The sequence below is a fragment of the Streptomyces cacaoi genome, from assembly GCF_006539165.1.
In the GTDB taxonomy this organism is placed as follows: domain Bacteria; phylum Actinomycetota; class Actinomycetes; order Streptomycetales; family Streptomycetaceae; genus Streptomyces; species Streptomyces cacaoi.
In genome coordinates this window covers 35865-49045 of sequence record NZ_BJMM01000001.1, presented here as the reverse complement: position 1 = coordinate 49045, position 13181 = coordinate 35865, and the positions used below count along the sequence as shown (strand labels likewise).

The window sequence follows — 13181 nt, the reverse complement described above, 5'->3', positions numbered from 1 at the left end:
GGCCCCGGGGCGGCCCGCGTTCGGTACCGGCCGCTGTCCGGGCCGGGCCCGCTCAGGTGGGCTCGGCAGCGCCGATGTGCCGACGGGCCGCGGCCAGGGCTTCCCGGATGTCGCACGTCGCGGTGGAGACGCACAGCGTGTAGGAGACGTCGTCGATCTCGCGGCGCCGCTCGGGGTCCTCGGGCCGCCGCCGGATGTGGATCCGCAGGGCCTCGTAGCGTGCGAGCAGCTCTCGCAGGGTGTCGGGGTGAGCCATCATGTCCTCGGCACCTCTCATCCAGGGGGTCATCCGGGGGTCGTCCGGGGGTCGTCAGGGGTCGTCCAGGGGGTCGTCCGAGGCGCCTCGCGGCGCCGTTCCGTGTCCGTGCCCCGCCGGTTCTGCGTCCGCACCGCGCCGGTTCCGCGGCGGTTCCGCGGCGGCCGACTCGGCGAGGCGGGGCCGTCCGCCCGTACGCCGGGGCTACCGGCCCAGCGCCCTGCGCAGCTGCCGCTTCGTCATCCGCGAGCGGCCCCGGACGCCGCGCTGCCTGGCCTCGTCGTACAGCTCGTCCCGGGTGGGCCCGCCCGGCTGCTGCCGCGCCGCCCGGTCCGCACCCGCTCCGGGTGCCTGTTCCGCCCCGGCTCCGGGTGGCAGCACCTCCTCCGGAGCGCCTCCGTCCGCCGACGCCGGGGCCCTGCGGACCGCGCGGGCGGCGATCTCCTTCGCGCGACGGGCCGGCACGCCCTGGTTCCGCGCGCCCTTCCTGAAGAGCTCGAACCGGCGCTCCCGTGTCCGGCCGGCGCCTGCGCTCCTCCCTGCGGCCACGACTCCTCCTCGGTCGGTTCCCGGGGCCTCTCCTCCGGGACGTTCCCACCGTGCCGCCCCCGCCGCCGCACGGCGACCCGGAGCGACCCGGCCCGCCCTCCCGGGTGCCGCACCGGACCGGCGTCACACCCGCCGGGCCCGGGCCGTCGGCGGGTTTCGCCGCGCGCCGCCCGGGGCACCCCGGCGCGCGGGCAGCGAGCCCGCGGCTGCTCCGTCCGGGTGCCCCGACGCGTCCCCCGGCCGCGGGCGCCGGGCTGCCGGACCGACCGTCGTCACATACGGTGCGCGCCGCGCACGGAGCGTCGTACCCGGGCCGTACGTCCCGGCGACGTGCCGGGCCGGCGAGGCGACTGAGAGGTGGCAACCGATGGATTCCGTCCCCGGCACCCACGGGGTGCCCTGCTGGGTCAGTCTCACCACGGGGGACCAGCGGGCGGCCGAGGAGTTCTACGGGCCGGTGCTGGGCTGGTCCTTCCAGGACAGCGAGCTGGGCCCGGAGTTCCGGGTGGCCACCCGGGACGGCCAGCCGGTGGCCGGGTTCAACGAGACGTCCGTCTCCCGTCAACTGCCGGTCCGCTGGACCGTCTTCTTCTCCGTCGACAGCGCCGACCGGGCCGGTGAACGCGTCAACGAGCGCGGGGCGACCGTCGCCGTCGGCCCGCTGCGGGTCGGCGACGGCCGGGCCGCCGTGGCCGCGGACCCCTACGGCGCGCCCTTCGGCCTGTGGGAGGGCGAGGTGCCGGAGGGCTGGACGGTCGGCGCCGGCCAGGCACCCGCGTGGCTGGAGCTGCGCACCCCGGACGCGTTCGCCGCGGCCGTCTTCTACGGCGAGGCCCTGGAGTGGTCCAAGAACGCGAACCAGGGCGTCGGTTACGAGGAGGCGCAGGACGAGGTGCACCTGCTGGTGGACGGGCAGACCGTCGCCGGGCTGCGCGGCGGCGGCGTCGAGGCGGCCCCCGACCCGAACGTCCGCACCCGCTGGGACGTCTTCTTCCGCTCCGCCGACCTCGACGAGGCGCTGGCCGCCGCCGTCCGCGCCGGCGGCGAGGTCATCTCCACCTCCCGCGAGGCCCCCGAGGGCCGCGCCGCCACCCTCCGCGACCCTGCGGGCGCCCTCTTCTGCCTGCTCGGCGAGTAGGCCCCGCCCGAGGACGAGCCGGGGGCAGACCGAGGCCGGGCCCCGCGGCGCGCTCAGCCCCTCGCCCGGTGCTCCGCCAGCCAGTCGCGGGCGAAGGCGACGGCGTCGCGCAGCGGGAACAGCCGGGCGTCGGCGGCGCCCACTCGGCCCCGGGCGACGGGGCGGACGGCCTCGAACGCGGCGCCGAGTTCGTCGAAGCGGTCCGCGCTGACGGAGGTGTCGCGAACGGTCGTCCAGCGGCGCCCCAGCGGGGTGGCCACGGCGAACGACACCTCGGTACGGGGCGCCGGGACCCGGTATTCGGCCAGGTGGAAGGCCGTGCAGGAGGCGTAGCCCGCGCCGAGCAGGAGGATGCGCGCCCCGGCCTCCTCCAGCCTGGCCAGCGGGCTGCGTTCGCCGAGCCGGCAGTCGAGCGCGTGGCCGTCGACGACGGTGCGGGCGCGCGCCCCGAGCGCCGCGAACGAGGTCTGCGGGTGGGCGCTGCGGACGGCGCCGGGCCAGGTGCGGACGGTCTCGGGGACGATGCCGACGCCGTACGTGGGCGTCGTGTGCGGGTCGTACCCGGGCATCGCGTCCCGGATCGGCTGCCACCAGGACTCCGGGACGGGCGGGGCGCTCCACTCCGCGGGGTCGCTGTTGTCGCCGGAGTGTGCCGGTACGACGAGGGTGCCGGTGTCGCCGAGGACGTCGAGCAGCGCCCGGACCACGGTGGGCGCCCCGCCGCACACCCAGCCGAGCGCGCTGAGCGAGGTGTGCACCAAGGCGGTGTCCCCCGGGCGCAGCCCGAGTGTTCGTAGTGCGGCGACGAGCGAGGCGCGGGTGCACAGCGGGCCACGCGGCTCCCTGCACGCGCCGGAGCCCGAGGCGCGGTGCTCCGAAGCGCCGGACTCCGAAAGGTCGGTGGACATGTCCGCAGTGTCCCCCGTCGGGCGGCGGAGGCCCAGCGGATTCACCGGCCGTGCGGGAGGGACGCGTCGCGGAGAAGGCGGCAGAGCGCGCGGAGGAGGGACGGGAGCGGGCCGGCCGAGGTTCGGCCCGCTCCCGTCGGCCGCGCCGGCGCCACGTCGCCGGACACGGCAGGCGACCGCATGCCTGGTCGCCGGTCGGTGGGGCTACGCCCGGCCGCGCTTCCCGTAGCGCCGCTCGAAGAGCTGGACGCGTCCCTCGGTGTCCACGACGCGCTGCCTGCCGGTGTAGAAGGGATGGCTCGCCGAGGAGATCTCCACATCGATCACCGGATAGGTGTGGCCGTCCTCCCAGACGATCGTGCGGTCGCTGGTGGCCGTGGAGCGGGTGAGGAAGGCGAAGTCCGCTGCGGCGTCGCGGAAGACGACGGGGCCGTAGGAGGGATGGATACCGGGTTTCATCGTGTGCTCCGGGCGCGGTCGGTGGCGGGTGTCGGTGTGCGGGCGGGCCGGCCGGACGGGGCCGGTCCCGCGTGGTCGCCGCGAACGCTACGATACACAGAAACGGGAACCATTTTCATCTAGCGAGGAGGTCCCCCTTGGCAGCGCACTGCCAACTGACCGGCCGGCGGCCCACGTTCGGCAACAACGTCTCCCACTCCCACCGGCGCACCCGGCGACGCTTCGACCCCAACATCCAGACGAAGCGCTACTGGCTGCCCAGCGAGGGGCGGCACGTACGGCTCACCCTGAGCGCCAAGGCGATCAGGGCCGTGGACGCGATGGGCATCGAGCGGGCCGTGGCACGGATCCGGGCACGCGGGGAGAAGGTCTGATGGCGAAGAAGAGCAAGATCGTGAAGAACGAGAAGCGCCGGGCGGTGGTCGCCCGGTACGCCGAGCGGCGGGCGGAGCTGAAGGAGCTGGTGCGCCGGCCGGACACCCCGCCCGAGCGGCGAGCGGCGGCGCAGCGGGAGCTGGCCCGCCAGCCGCGGGACGCGAGCGCCACCCGGGTACGCAACCGGGACTCGGTCGACGGCAGGCCGCGCGGGCATCTGCGGGCCTTCGGGCTGTCCCGGATCCGGCTGCGCGAGCAGGCGCACGCCGGCTTTCTGCCGGGGGTCCGCAAGTCCAGCTGGTAACCGGCGCGTTCGGTGTGCCCGGCCCTGCCGGGGCCGGGCACACCCGCCGCCGGAACAGCTCAGGGCTTGCGCGCGACCCCGCCGTAGGTGGTGACGGGTGCCGGTGGGGCCGGGTCGGGGTCGGGCCGCCACTCGGTGACCGGCACCACACCGGGCTCCAACAGCTCCAGCCCGTCGAAGAGTTCACGCAGCGTTCCGGGCGAGCGCAGCTCGTAGGGGGCCGCCCCGCTGCTGTTGTAGCGGTTGTGGGCCTTGCGGCGCTCGGCGCTGACGTCGGTGCCGTCACTGAGCGTGAGATGGCTCCCGGGCGGCAGCGCCTCGACCAGCTCGGCGACCAGGGCACGCGCCTGCGCGTCGTCCGGCACATGCCCCATGACGCCCAGCAGCATCAGCCCCACGGGCCGGTCGAAGTCCAGGGTCCTGGCCGCCGCTTCGAGGATGTCGGCCGGCCGGCGCAGATCGGCGTGGATGTAGTCGGTCGCGCCCCGCGGTGTGGAGGTGAGCAGGGCGCGCGCGTGGGCCAGGACGAGCGGGTCGTTGTCGACGTAGACGATGCGGGACTCGGGCGCGACGCGCTGAGCTATCTCGTGTGTGTTGTCGACGGTGGGCAGTCCGGTGCCGACGTCGAGGAACTGGCGGATGCCCACCTCGCCCGCCAGGTGCCGTACGGCGCGGGCGAGGAAGTGCCGGGCGCCGCGGGCGGCGTCGACGATGCCGGGGAAGATCCGGGCGAACTCGTCGCCGGCGAACCGGTCCACGGGGTAGTTGTCCTTCCCGCCCAGCCAGTAGTTCCAGATGCGCGCCGAGTGCGGGACCGTGGTGTCCACGAGGTCGGCGGCCTCGTGGGCGCGGGGTTCCGGGGCCATGCTGCTCCTTCTCGGCTCGGGCCGTCGGTCGGACGAGGGCGCACGGAGCCGGGGCGCGCATCTCCCCGTCCCCGCACACCTGAACGGCCGGAGCAAGAGACGGTACCCGGCAGCCGTCGTCGCAACCACCGTGCGGGGGGCCGCCGTTCGGCCCGGGACCTCGGACGGCGGGGCGGCCCGGCCTGCCGGTCGCCGTCGGACGAACGCACGGCCCGGCGATTCAGAGGCCGTCGGCCGGGGCGGTGTCCGGCGCGGTTCCAGGGGCAGTGCCCGCATCCGGCGCGGTCTCCCGGGCGGCCTTCGGGGCGAGGTCGCGGGCGATGCCGTCGAGGAGCATCGTCAGGCCGTGCTCGAAGTCGTCGGTGCCGAGCCGGAGATCGGGGTGGGAGCCGCTCAGTGCGGCGGACAGCGCGGGGTGGCGGGCGAGTTCGGCGGAGTCGGCGGCGAAACCGGCGCTGGCGGCGGTGAACGCGGCGCCCATGGCGTACGACTCGACGAGCAGCAGGGCCCGGGTCGCCTCGGGCAGGCCCCAGCCCCGGCCCAGCAGGACGGCCAGCATGTCGTCGATCCCCGCGAGCGAGGCGCGGCTGCGCAGCGGGCGGCGCATCACCAGGGCCAGGGTGTGCGGATGGCGCCGGAAGGTGAGGCAGTAGCAGCGGGCCACCACGGACAGTTCGGCACGCCATCCGTCGAGGTGCTCGGTCTCGCGGGTGATGGCGGCGTTGATCCGGCGGGCGACCGCGTCGGCGACGGCGTCCAGGAGGTCGTCCAGGTCCCGGAAGTGCTTGTAGAGCGAGGGGCTGGTGACGTCGAGGCGCTGGGCGAGGCGGCGCATGGACAGCGCGCCGGGGCCTTCCTCGTCGAGGATGCGCAGCGCCGTGGTCACCGCCGCTGTGCGGGAGAGCCGGGGCGGGCGGGGCACGGTTGCTCCTGACGGGAGGGGACGGCGGGCCAGGCGATTGTAGGGAGCCCCCGTGGGGAACCACCGCCGCCCCGCAGAAGTACCGTTCTGCGGATTCCGTTGTCGGGCACGCGATCGCCGGATGGTTCCGTCGTCACACCTTCGATCCGCAACGGAAATTCATGCCGACCTCTTCCCTGGCGACGGTCGTGGGGGTACGTTCCCCCAAAGCTAATCAGGCTAACTAACGATGTTGGCCGGCCGGCTCGCCGCGCTCCCGCCGTGGCGCCGCTCCCGCCGCCCCTCCGGCGCACGAGCCCCTCCGCACCGTGTGCCGCACCGAACCCGGAGGACCCGTGGGCAACCGACACCCCGACCCCACCCCAGCCGCCGAACCCGTCACCCCCGCACCGCCGTCCGGCATCGCCCCGGGGCCCGGCCGTGCGTCCGGCGCCGCCGCCACCGGCACCGCGGCGGAGCCCCCGCCCGAGGGCGACGGCGGGCTGCGGGCAGGCGCCATCGGGCCCGGTGGCGCGCTCGGTGTCACCCTCTCCAACATGGCGCCCGTCAACGGGGCGTTCCTGACCGCGCCCGCGGTCGTCGCGGCCATGGGGACCCAGGCACCGTGGGCCTTCCTCCTCGCCACGCTGGGGCTGCTGGCCGGTGCCGTCACGGTCGCGGAGTTCGCCCGGCGCATCGTCTCCCCGGGCTCGTTCGTCGCGTACGCGTACCACGCCTTCGGCACCGTCTCGCCCGGGCTCGGGGTCCGGCTCTCCAGCGGCGTCTTCTACTGCACGCTCTTCTCCGGGCCGTTGACCATCGGTGCCGTCGCCGTCTTCGCCGGGCACTGGATGACCGCCTCGCTCGGGCTGGGCGGCGCCTGGTGGCTGGTGCTCTCGCTCGCCGTGCTGGTGTTCTCGGCCGCCGTCGTGCTGCGCGGAATCGTCGCCTCCAGCCTGGTCTCCTCGGTGCTGGCCGCGGTCCAGATCGCCGTACTGCTGGGTTTCGCCGCGCTGTTGCTGGTGCGTTCGGGCTCCGCCGCGACCGTTCCGCTGCACGCCGACGGCGGCGACCCGGGCGGGCTCGCCGGGCTCAGCGGGCTCACCTTCCCGCTCGCCGTCGCGGGCATGGTCGGCTGGGACAACTCCGCGAGCATGGCCGCCGAACTGCGCAGCCCCCGCCGCGTGGTGCCGGTCACCGTGCTCGTGTCCGTGCTGGTCGTCGGGGTGACGTACACGCTGTCCACCTGGGCAGGGCTGGCCGGTTACGCGGGCTGGAAGGGCGCGGGGCCGGGCGCCGACCGGTTCGGCGACCCCGCCAACGAGGCGCCGTTCCTCGAACTCGCCGGCCACTACCTGCCGCAGGCGCACGCGGTGCTCGCCGCGGTCGGCGCCATCAGCTCGGTCGCCTGTCTCGTCGCCGCGCTCACCGCGATGTCCCGGATCTCGTTCACCGCCGCGCGGGCGGGGATGCTGCCGGGCGCGCTGGGCCGGGCGTCGCGGCGGCGCGGTGTCCCGGTCGGTGCGACCCTGCTGTGGGTCGGGATGATCGGCGCGTGCATCGCCGTGCCGCCGCTGGTGACCGACGCGCCCCCGGCGACCGTCTCCTCCTGGGAGGCGGGCATGGGCACGGTCCCGCTGCTGATCAGCGTGCTGGTGACGCTCGTCGGGCTGCCGCTGTACCTGTGGCGCACGGACCGCCGGGGGCTGCGGCCGGTGCGCCATCTGTGCGTGCCGCTCGTCGGCGTCGCCGTCATCGGCTGGGGCGTCTACGGCAACGTCCGGCCCGACCAGCCGCCGCCCGGCGACACCTACTGGGTCTGCACCGCCCTCGTCCTGGCGCTCGCCGCCCTCGGCGCCTGGGCCTTCGCCCGCCGCCCGGGACGCGATCTGAGCGCCCTCGGGCTGGGCGAGGCGCCCGCCCAGGACGGCTCCCGCGCGGACGCGGACGCCTCCGCGCCGGCCGCCCCCTCCCCCTCGCGTGCCACGGACCCGGCCGGCACCGCCGCCGGGCCCCGGCCGCCGCACGCCCCCTGACCGGACGGCGGTTCCGCCGTCACCCACGGCGGCGCCGGCCCGGCGCCGCCCCGCACCACAGCAAGGAGCAACGTGTCCCGCATCAGTGCCGACTTCGCCGTCCTCGGCGCCACCGTCCACACCCTCGACCCCGGCCGCCCCGCGGCCTCCGCGCTCGCCGTGCGCGACGGCGTCCTGATCGCCGTCGGCGACGACGCGGAGGTCCGGCAGGCGTGCGACGCCCGCACCGAGGTGATCGACGGGACGGGCACGACGCTGACCCCCGGGCTCACCGACGGCCATATGCACCCCGTGCACGGCGCCCTGATGGCCCGGGGCCTCGATCTGTCGGTGTGCCGGGACACCGACGCGCTGCGTGCCGCGCTCGCCGAGGCGCGGCGCACCGCCGAACCCGGCGCCTGGATCCGCGGTTTCGGCCTCGACCCCAACATCCTGGGCGGCCGGCGCCCGCACCGCGACCTGATCGACGACGTCCTCGACGGTGCCCCGGCGCTGCTCACCCTCTTCGACGGGCACGCCGCGCTCGCCTCGGGCCGGGCGCTCGAACTGGCCGGTGTGACCGGTCCTGTGGCGCTCGCCGGCAACGCGGAGATCGTCTGCGACGCGGACGGCGTGCCCACCGGCGAGCTGCTGGAGGACCCGGCCAAGGAGTGCGTCGAGCGTGCGGCGCCCTCCCTCGCGCCGGAGGAGGTCGCCGCCGAACTGGCCGCGCTGACCGCCCGGATGAACGCCTGCGGCCTCACCGCAGGGCACGCCATGGACCTCTCCGACGGCAGCCTGCCCGCCCTGCGCCTGCTGGAGGAGCGCGACCGGCTGACGCTCCGGCTGCGGTGCGCGCCCTGGGCACAGCCCGGTGTCGACGCGGACGGGCTGGCCGAGATCGTCCGGCTCCAGGGCACCGGCGGCCGGCTGTGGCAGGTCGCCGGGGTGAAGCTGTTCATGGACGGCACCATCGACAACGGCACCGCGTGGCTGCACCACCCGGACTGCCACGGCGAGTCGACGAAGCCGTTCTGGCTGCCGCCCGAGGAGTACGCCGCGGCCGTCGACACCCTCGCCCGTGCCGGGGTGCCCACCGCCACCCACGCCATCGGCGACGCGGCCGTCGGCTACGCGCTCGACTGCCTGGCGCCGCACAGCTCCCCGGACAGCCGCGCCTCGCGGCACCGCATCGAGCACATCGAGACCGCGCCGGACGAGCTGATCGCCCGGTTCGCCGCCTGTGGCGTCGTCGCCTCGATGCAGCCGAGCCATGTGCAGTACACCCGCGCCGACCACAGCGACAACTGGTCCACCCGACTGGGCACCGAGCGGGCGTCGCGGGCCTGGCGGTGCGCGGATCTGCTGCACGCCGGTGCGCCGCTGGTGCTGGGTTCGGACTGGCCCATCGCGCACTTCGACCCGCGCGAGGTCCTGGCCACCGCCCGGCTGCGCCGGCTGCCGGGCCACGGCGACCGCGATCCGGTGGCCCCGGACCAGGCGCTGACCGCGCGCGAGGCGCTGGAGGCGATGACCGTCACCGCCGCACTCGTCGCGGGCGAGCAGGACCGGGCGGGCCGCGTCCGGGAGGGATTCCGGGCCGATCTCACCGCGTTCGCCGCCGACCCGCTGGCCGTCCCGCCGGGTGAACTCGCGGAGACGCCGGTCACGTTGACGGTCGTCGACGGGCGGATCGTGCACCGGGCCTGAATGGCCGGACGCCTCCGCGACGTCGGGTTTTACCGTCCTGTGATTGACGTGCATTCACTCGACCCCCAGTCTGAATGGATCCATGCAAGGGGGTTCCGGGGGGCGAGTGGAGGCTGCGCATGTCAGGTGTGGTGGAACGGCGGTCGATCGACGTCGTGCCCGACGAGGAGCGGTACGGCACGGCGTTCAGCCAGTTCACGCTGTGGCTGGGCGCCAACCTCCAGATCACGGCCGTGGTCACCGGGGCGCTGGCCGTCGTGTTCGGCGTCAGCGCCCTCTGGGCCCTCATAGGACTGCTGATGGGCAATCTGCTCGGCGGCGCCGTGATGGCCCTGCACTCCGCGCAGGGCCCACGGCTCGGCCTGCCCCAGATGATCTCCAGCAGGGCGCAGTTCGGGGTGCGCGGCGCCGTCGTCCCGCTGCTGCTCGTCATCGTGATGTACATCGGGTTCTTCGCCAGCGGCACGGTGCTGGCCGGGCAGGCCGTCGGCGAACTGACACACCTGGGCGACACCGCCGGGATCGTCCTCTTCGCCCTGATCACCGGCGTGGCCGCGGCCATCGGCTACCGGGTCGTCCACGCGCTGGGCCGCATCGCGGGGCTGGTGTGCGCCCTCACCTTCGTCTACCTCGGCATCCGGCTGCTCCAGCGCGCCGACCTGGGCACGCTGCTGGACGACCACTCCTTCTCGCTGCCGATGTTCCTGCTCGCGATCTCGCTGTCCGCCTCCTGGTAGCTGGCGTTCGGCCCGTACGTCGCCGACTACTCGCGCTATCTGCCGCGCTCCACCTCCTCCCGCGCCACGTTCTGGTGGACGCTGGGCGGCTCGGCGCTCGGTTCGCAGTGGTCCATGACGTTCGGCGCGCTGGCCGCCGCTGCCGCCGGTGACGCGTTCGTCGGGCACGAGGTCGGCTACATCGTCGGCCTCGGCGGCACCGGCACGCTGGCGACCTCCTGTCTGTACTTCGTCATCGCGCTGGGCAAGCTCACCATCAACGTGCTCAACACCTACGGCGGCTTCATGTCGGTGGTGACCGGCGTCAGCGGATTCCGTGGCCGGCGCACCCTCTCCCCCGCCGGACGCGCCGCCTACATCGCGGGCATCATGATCGCCGGGACGATCGTGGCGCTGCTGGGCAAGGACAGCTTCCTGTCGTCCTTCAAGGACTTCCTGCTCTTCCTGCTCACGGCGTTCACCCCGTGGTCGGCCATCAACCTCGTCGACTACTACCTCGTCGCCAAGGAGCGCTACGACCTGCCCGCGCTCAGCGACCCCGAGGGACGCTACGGCGCCTGGCGGTGGCGGGCACTGGCGATCTACGGGATCGGCGTCGCCGCCCAATTCCCGTTCCTGGCCACGAACTTCTACACCGGCCCGCTCGTCGCCCCGCTCGGCGGTGCCGACATCTCCTGGCTGGTGGGGCTCGCCGTCCCCGCCGCCCTGTACTGGCTCTTCGCGCCCCGCGACCGGACGCTCGAACAGGTGGCCTGAGCACGCCCGGCCGCCCCGCCGCGCCCCCGCGGCCGGGCGGCCGTCCTCAGCGGCTCGCGCGAAGGGAGTAGGAGAGCGGGACGCCGGGCACGCCCGCCGGGTAGCGGTACTCGCCGCCGTCCCGCTCCAGCACCGGGAAGCGTGCGAAGAGGGTGCTGGGCCGCTCGTGCAGGAACTCCACGCGCAGCCCCGCGCGCGCCAGCGCGGTGACGACGTCCCCGACGCCGTGCTGCCACTGCACCGACCGGGTGCTGGTCAGCTCGTGGTCGGTGCCGGTGTAGCTGTGCGGGGAGTCGAACTCCTGGGCGCGGCGGTCGAAGTAGTCGTACTCCACGGTGCGTCCGTCGTCGCCGAGCACCTCGGCCACCGGGTGCAGCTCCACGAGGTAGAGGAAGCCCCCGGGCTTCAGCAGCGAGGCGACGGTCCCGGCCCAGCGGTCGAGATCGGGCAGCCACACCAGAGCGCCGATCCCGGTGTAGACGATGTCGAACCGCTCCCCGGCGAGCGCACGGGCGGCCTCGTGGACGTCCGCGACGACGAAGCGGGCCCGCCCGGAGAGCCCGGTGTCCGCGGCCAGCCGGCGCGCGGTGGCGACGGCCCGGGCGGAGAAGTCCAGGCCCGTCACCCGCGCGCCGAGCCGGGCCCACGACAGCGTGTCCTGCCCCATGTGGCACTGGAGGTGCAGCAGGCTGCGGCCCGCCACCTCGCCCACCTCGCCCGGCTCGTAGGGGCGCAGGGTGGAGGCGCCCGCCCGGAACCCCGGAAGGTCGTAGAAGGCGCTGCGGGCGTGCACGTCCGCCCGGTCCTCCCAGTTGGCCCTGTTGATCTCGCGGGCCTCGCGCGCTTCGCGGGTCCCGGAGACCTCGGGGACCGCGCGGGCCTCGTCGGCCTCGGGGGCCGGGTGGGCCGGGTGGGTCCCGGCACGTCCTCCGGAGCCGTGCTCCTGCTGCTCGCTCATGGGCCCGACGCTAACCACCCGGAGCGGAACGGCGCGCGCCCTTTACGCGCCGCGCCCGCCGAACTCCGGCGGCACCGCGCGTACTTGCCCACGGCGTACGGAGCCCGGCCCCGGGGCACCGCACCGGCCTCCGGCGGCCCGGGGCCGACCGAGTGGCTCGGGGTGCGGCCCGTTTGTCGCCCGCCGGGTGAGGCAACCGGAGCGATATGCATCCGACAGCACGCGAGGACACGAAGGACCACACAGCCGACACCACCGACACCGCCGGGGCCTGCGGGGCGCCCGGCGCCGACACCCTCACCGGGCGGCTGGAACAGCTGCCGCTCTCGGCCCCCGTCGACGCGCTGGCGCGGGCCGACGCCCTGGACTCCGTCACCGGCCCGCTGCGGGACGCGGTGCACGCGCTGCCCCTCGGCACCGTCCGCGACCTGCTGCGCGGCCGCTGGCTCGGGCATCCGCTCCACCCCCTGCTGGTGCAGGTGCCGATGGGCGCCTGGCTGTCGGCCGGGGTGCTCGACCTGCTGCCGGGAACGGAACGGGCCGGGCGGGTGCTCGTCGGCACCGGCGTGCTGGCGGCCCTGCCGGCGGCGCTCGCCGGCTGGACGGACTGGGCCGACACCCGCCCCGAACAGCAGCGCACCGGCGTCGTGCACGCGGCGGCCAACTCGCTGGCCGTCGGCCTGTACGCGGCGTCGTTCGTGGCACGGCTGCGGGGCCGGCGGTGGCGGGGCCGGGCGCTGGGCTACGCGGGCATGACGGCGGCGAGCGTGGGCGGGATGATCGGCGGTCATCTGGCCTACCGTCAGGCCGTCGGCGTCAACAAGGCGGAGCCGGTGCCGCACGTCGTCCCGGAGGGCTGGCACCGGCTGGGCTCGGTCTCCGACTTCCCCGTCGGTGAGCCGTCCCGGTTCCTGCTGGGCGAGGTGCCGCTGCTGGTGGTGCGGGAGCCGGACGAGGCCGGGGGCCGGGTGCGGGTGCTGGCCGACCGGTGCAGCCACCAGTCGGGCGCGCTGTCCGGGGGCCGCGTCGCGGACGGCTGCGTCACCTGCCCCCTGCACGGCAGCGTCTTCCGGCTCGCCGACGGGGCGAACGTGGGCGGCCCCGCCACCGCGCCGCAGCCGGTCTTCGAGACGAGGACGGCGGACGACGGCGGCCTGGAGGTACGGCTGCCGTAGCCGCGGCCGGGTGCCGGAGGTCCCGTGGTGGTACGCCGCTTGAGTCGTGCCGTCACCCGGCGCGGCGTATCCCC

The 13181-nt window shown here is 75.4% G+C and carries 13 protein-coding genes and 1 pseudogene; 7 read left to right on the top strand and 7 right to left on the bottom strand.

What is annotated here, in order from left to right; translation table 11 throughout:
• Window positions 1-52: 52 nt before the first annotated feature.
• Window positions 53-259 carry a DUF5133 domain-containing protein gene (locus SCA03_RS00195; protein ID WP_030890274.1) on the bottom strand — a complete coding sequence of 69 codons (207 nt, stop codon included), beginning with the start codon at window positions 257-259 and terminating at the stop codon, window positions 53-55.
• Window positions 260-460: 201 nt separating this feature from the next.
• Window positions 461-721: a plasmid stabilization protein gene (locus SCA03_RS00190; protein ID WP_212767746.1), complete on the bottom strand. Its 261-nt coding sequence runs from the start codon at window positions 719-721 to the stop codon at window positions 461-463.
• Window positions 722-1172: 451 nt separating this feature from the next.
• Between SCA03_RS00190 and SCA03_RS00185 the strand changes: the two genes are divergently transcribed.
• On the top strand, window positions 1173-1943 hold the full coding sequence (locus SCA03_RS00185; protein ID WP_030890268.1) for a VOC family protein: 771 nt from the start codon (window positions 1173-1175) through the stop codon (window positions 1941-1943).
• Window positions 1944-1996: 53 nt separating this feature from the next.
• Here SCA03_RS00185 and SCA03_RS00180 read toward each other — a convergent pair whose 3' ends face one another.
• Together SCA03_RS00180 and SCA03_RS00175 are read right to left on the bottom strand one after the other, a co-directional pair.
• Entirely contained in the window at window positions 1997-2851 is an 855-nt protein-coding gene (locus SCA03_RS00180) for an AAC(3) family N-acetyltransferase (RefSeq protein WP_086818188.1), read from the bottom strand.
• Window positions 2852-3055: 204 nt separating this feature from the next.
• Window positions 3056-3310: a type B 50S ribosomal protein L31 gene (locus tag SCA03_RS00175; RefSeq protein ID WP_030890260.1), complete on the bottom strand. Its 255-nt coding sequence runs from the start codon at window positions 3308-3310 to the stop codon at window positions 3056-3058.
• Between the two features lie 137 nt (window positions 3311-3447).
• On the opposite strand from SCA03_RS00175, the gene rpmB reads away from it, so the two are divergent.
• On the top strand, window positions 3448-3684 hold the full coding sequence (gene rpmB, locus SCA03_RS00170; RefSeq protein ID WP_030890258.1) for a 50S ribosomal protein L28: 237 nt from the start codon (window positions 3448-3450) through the stop codon (window positions 3682-3684).
• A complete protein-coding gene (rpsN, locus tag SCA03_RS00165) occupies window positions 3684-3989 on the top strand; it encodes a 30S ribosomal protein S14 (RefSeq protein ID WP_030890255.1) in 306 nt (101 codons plus the stop codon). Before rpmB ends, rpsN begins: the two co-directional genes overlap by 1 nt.
• 59 nt (window positions 3990-4048) lie before the next feature.
• On the opposite strand, the gene SCA03_RS00160 is transcribed toward rpsN, so the two are convergent.
• Together SCA03_RS00160 and SCA03_RS00155 are read right to left on the bottom strand one after the other, a co-directional pair.
• Complete coding sequence (locus SCA03_RS00160) at window positions 4049-4855, bottom strand: SAM-dependent methyltransferase (protein ID WP_086818187.1); 807 nt, start codon at window positions 4853-4855, stop codon at window positions 4049-4051.
• Window positions 4856-5075: 220 nt separating this feature from the next.
• Window positions 5076-5777, bottom strand: coding sequence for a TetR/AcrR family transcriptional regulator (locus SCA03_RS00155; protein ID WP_141275144.1), 702 nt, complete (start codon window positions 5775-5777; stop codon window positions 5076-5078).
• A gap of 335 nt (window positions 5778-6112) precedes the next feature.
• On the opposite strand from SCA03_RS00155, the gene SCA03_RS00150 reads away from it, so the two are divergent.
• From SCA03_RS00150 to SCA03_RS00140, 3 genes and pseudogenes are all read left to right on the top strand, one after another.
• The gene (locus tag SCA03_RS00150; protein ID WP_141275143.1) at window positions 6113-7792 is read left to right on the top strand and encodes an APC family permease; all 1680 of its coding nucleotides are present in this window, start codon (window positions 6113-6115) and stop codon (window positions 7790-7792) included.
• Between the two features lie 72 nt (window positions 7793-7864).
• Window positions 7865-9481 (top strand): amidohydrolase, encoded by a 1617-nt coding sequence (locus tag SCA03_RS00145; protein WP_086817692.1) that lies wholly within the window; start codon window positions 7865-7867, stop codon window positions 9479-9481.
• A gap of 119 nt (window positions 9482-9600) precedes the next feature.
• A pseudogene (locus SCA03_RS00140) lies at window positions 9601-10974 on the top strand (purine-cytosine permease family protein).
• 46 nt (window positions 10975-11020) lie between these two features.
• On the opposite strand, the gene SCA03_RS00135 reads toward SCA03_RS00140, so the two are convergent.
• Entirely contained in the window at window positions 11021-11932 is a 912-nt protein-coding gene (locus SCA03_RS00135; protein WP_086817694.1) for a class I SAM-dependent methyltransferase, read from the bottom strand.
• A gap of 206 nt (window positions 11933-12138) precedes the next feature.
• Here SCA03_RS00135 and SCA03_RS00130 point away from each other — a divergent pair, with 206 nt between their 5' ends.
• A complete protein-coding gene (locus tag SCA03_RS00130) occupies window positions 12139-13107 on the top strand; it encodes a Rieske (2Fe-2S) protein (RefSeq protein WP_078873999.1) in 969 nt (322 codons plus the stop codon).
• Window positions 13108-13181: the final 74 nt, after the last annotated feature.

Coding starts and splice junctions, on each gene's coding strand:
- SCA03_RS00195 (WP_030890274.1), bottom strand. CDS start 259: ATGATGGCTCACCCCGACACCCTGCGAGAGCTGCTCGCACGCTACGAG.
- SCA03_RS00185 (WP_030890268.1), top strand. CDS start 1,173: ATGGATTCCGTCCCCGGCACCCACGGGGTGCCCTGCTGGGTCAGTCTC.
- SCA03_RS00180 (WP_086818188.1), bottom strand. CDS start 2,851: ATGTCCACCGACCTTTCGGAGTCCGGCGCTTCGGAGCACCGCGCCTCG.
- SCA03_RS00175 (WP_030890260.1), bottom strand. CDS start 3,310: ATGAAACCCGGTATCCATCCCTCCTACGGCCCCGTCGTCTTCCGCGAC.
- rpsN (WP_030890255.1), top strand. CDS start 3,684: ATGGCGAAGAAGAGCAAGATCGTGAAGAACGAGAAGCGCCGGGCGGTG.
- SCA03_RS00160 (WP_086818187.1), bottom strand. CDS start 4,855: ATGGCCCCGGAACCCCGCGCCCACGAGGCCGCCGACCTCGTGGACACC.
- SCA03_RS00135 (WP_086817694.1), bottom strand. CDS start 11,932: ATGAGCGAGCAGCAGGAGCACGGCTCCGGAGGACGTGCCGGGACCCAC.
- SCA03_RS00130 (WP_078873999.1), top strand. CDS start 12,139: ATGCATCCGACAGCACGCGAGGACACGAAGGACCACACAGCCGACACC.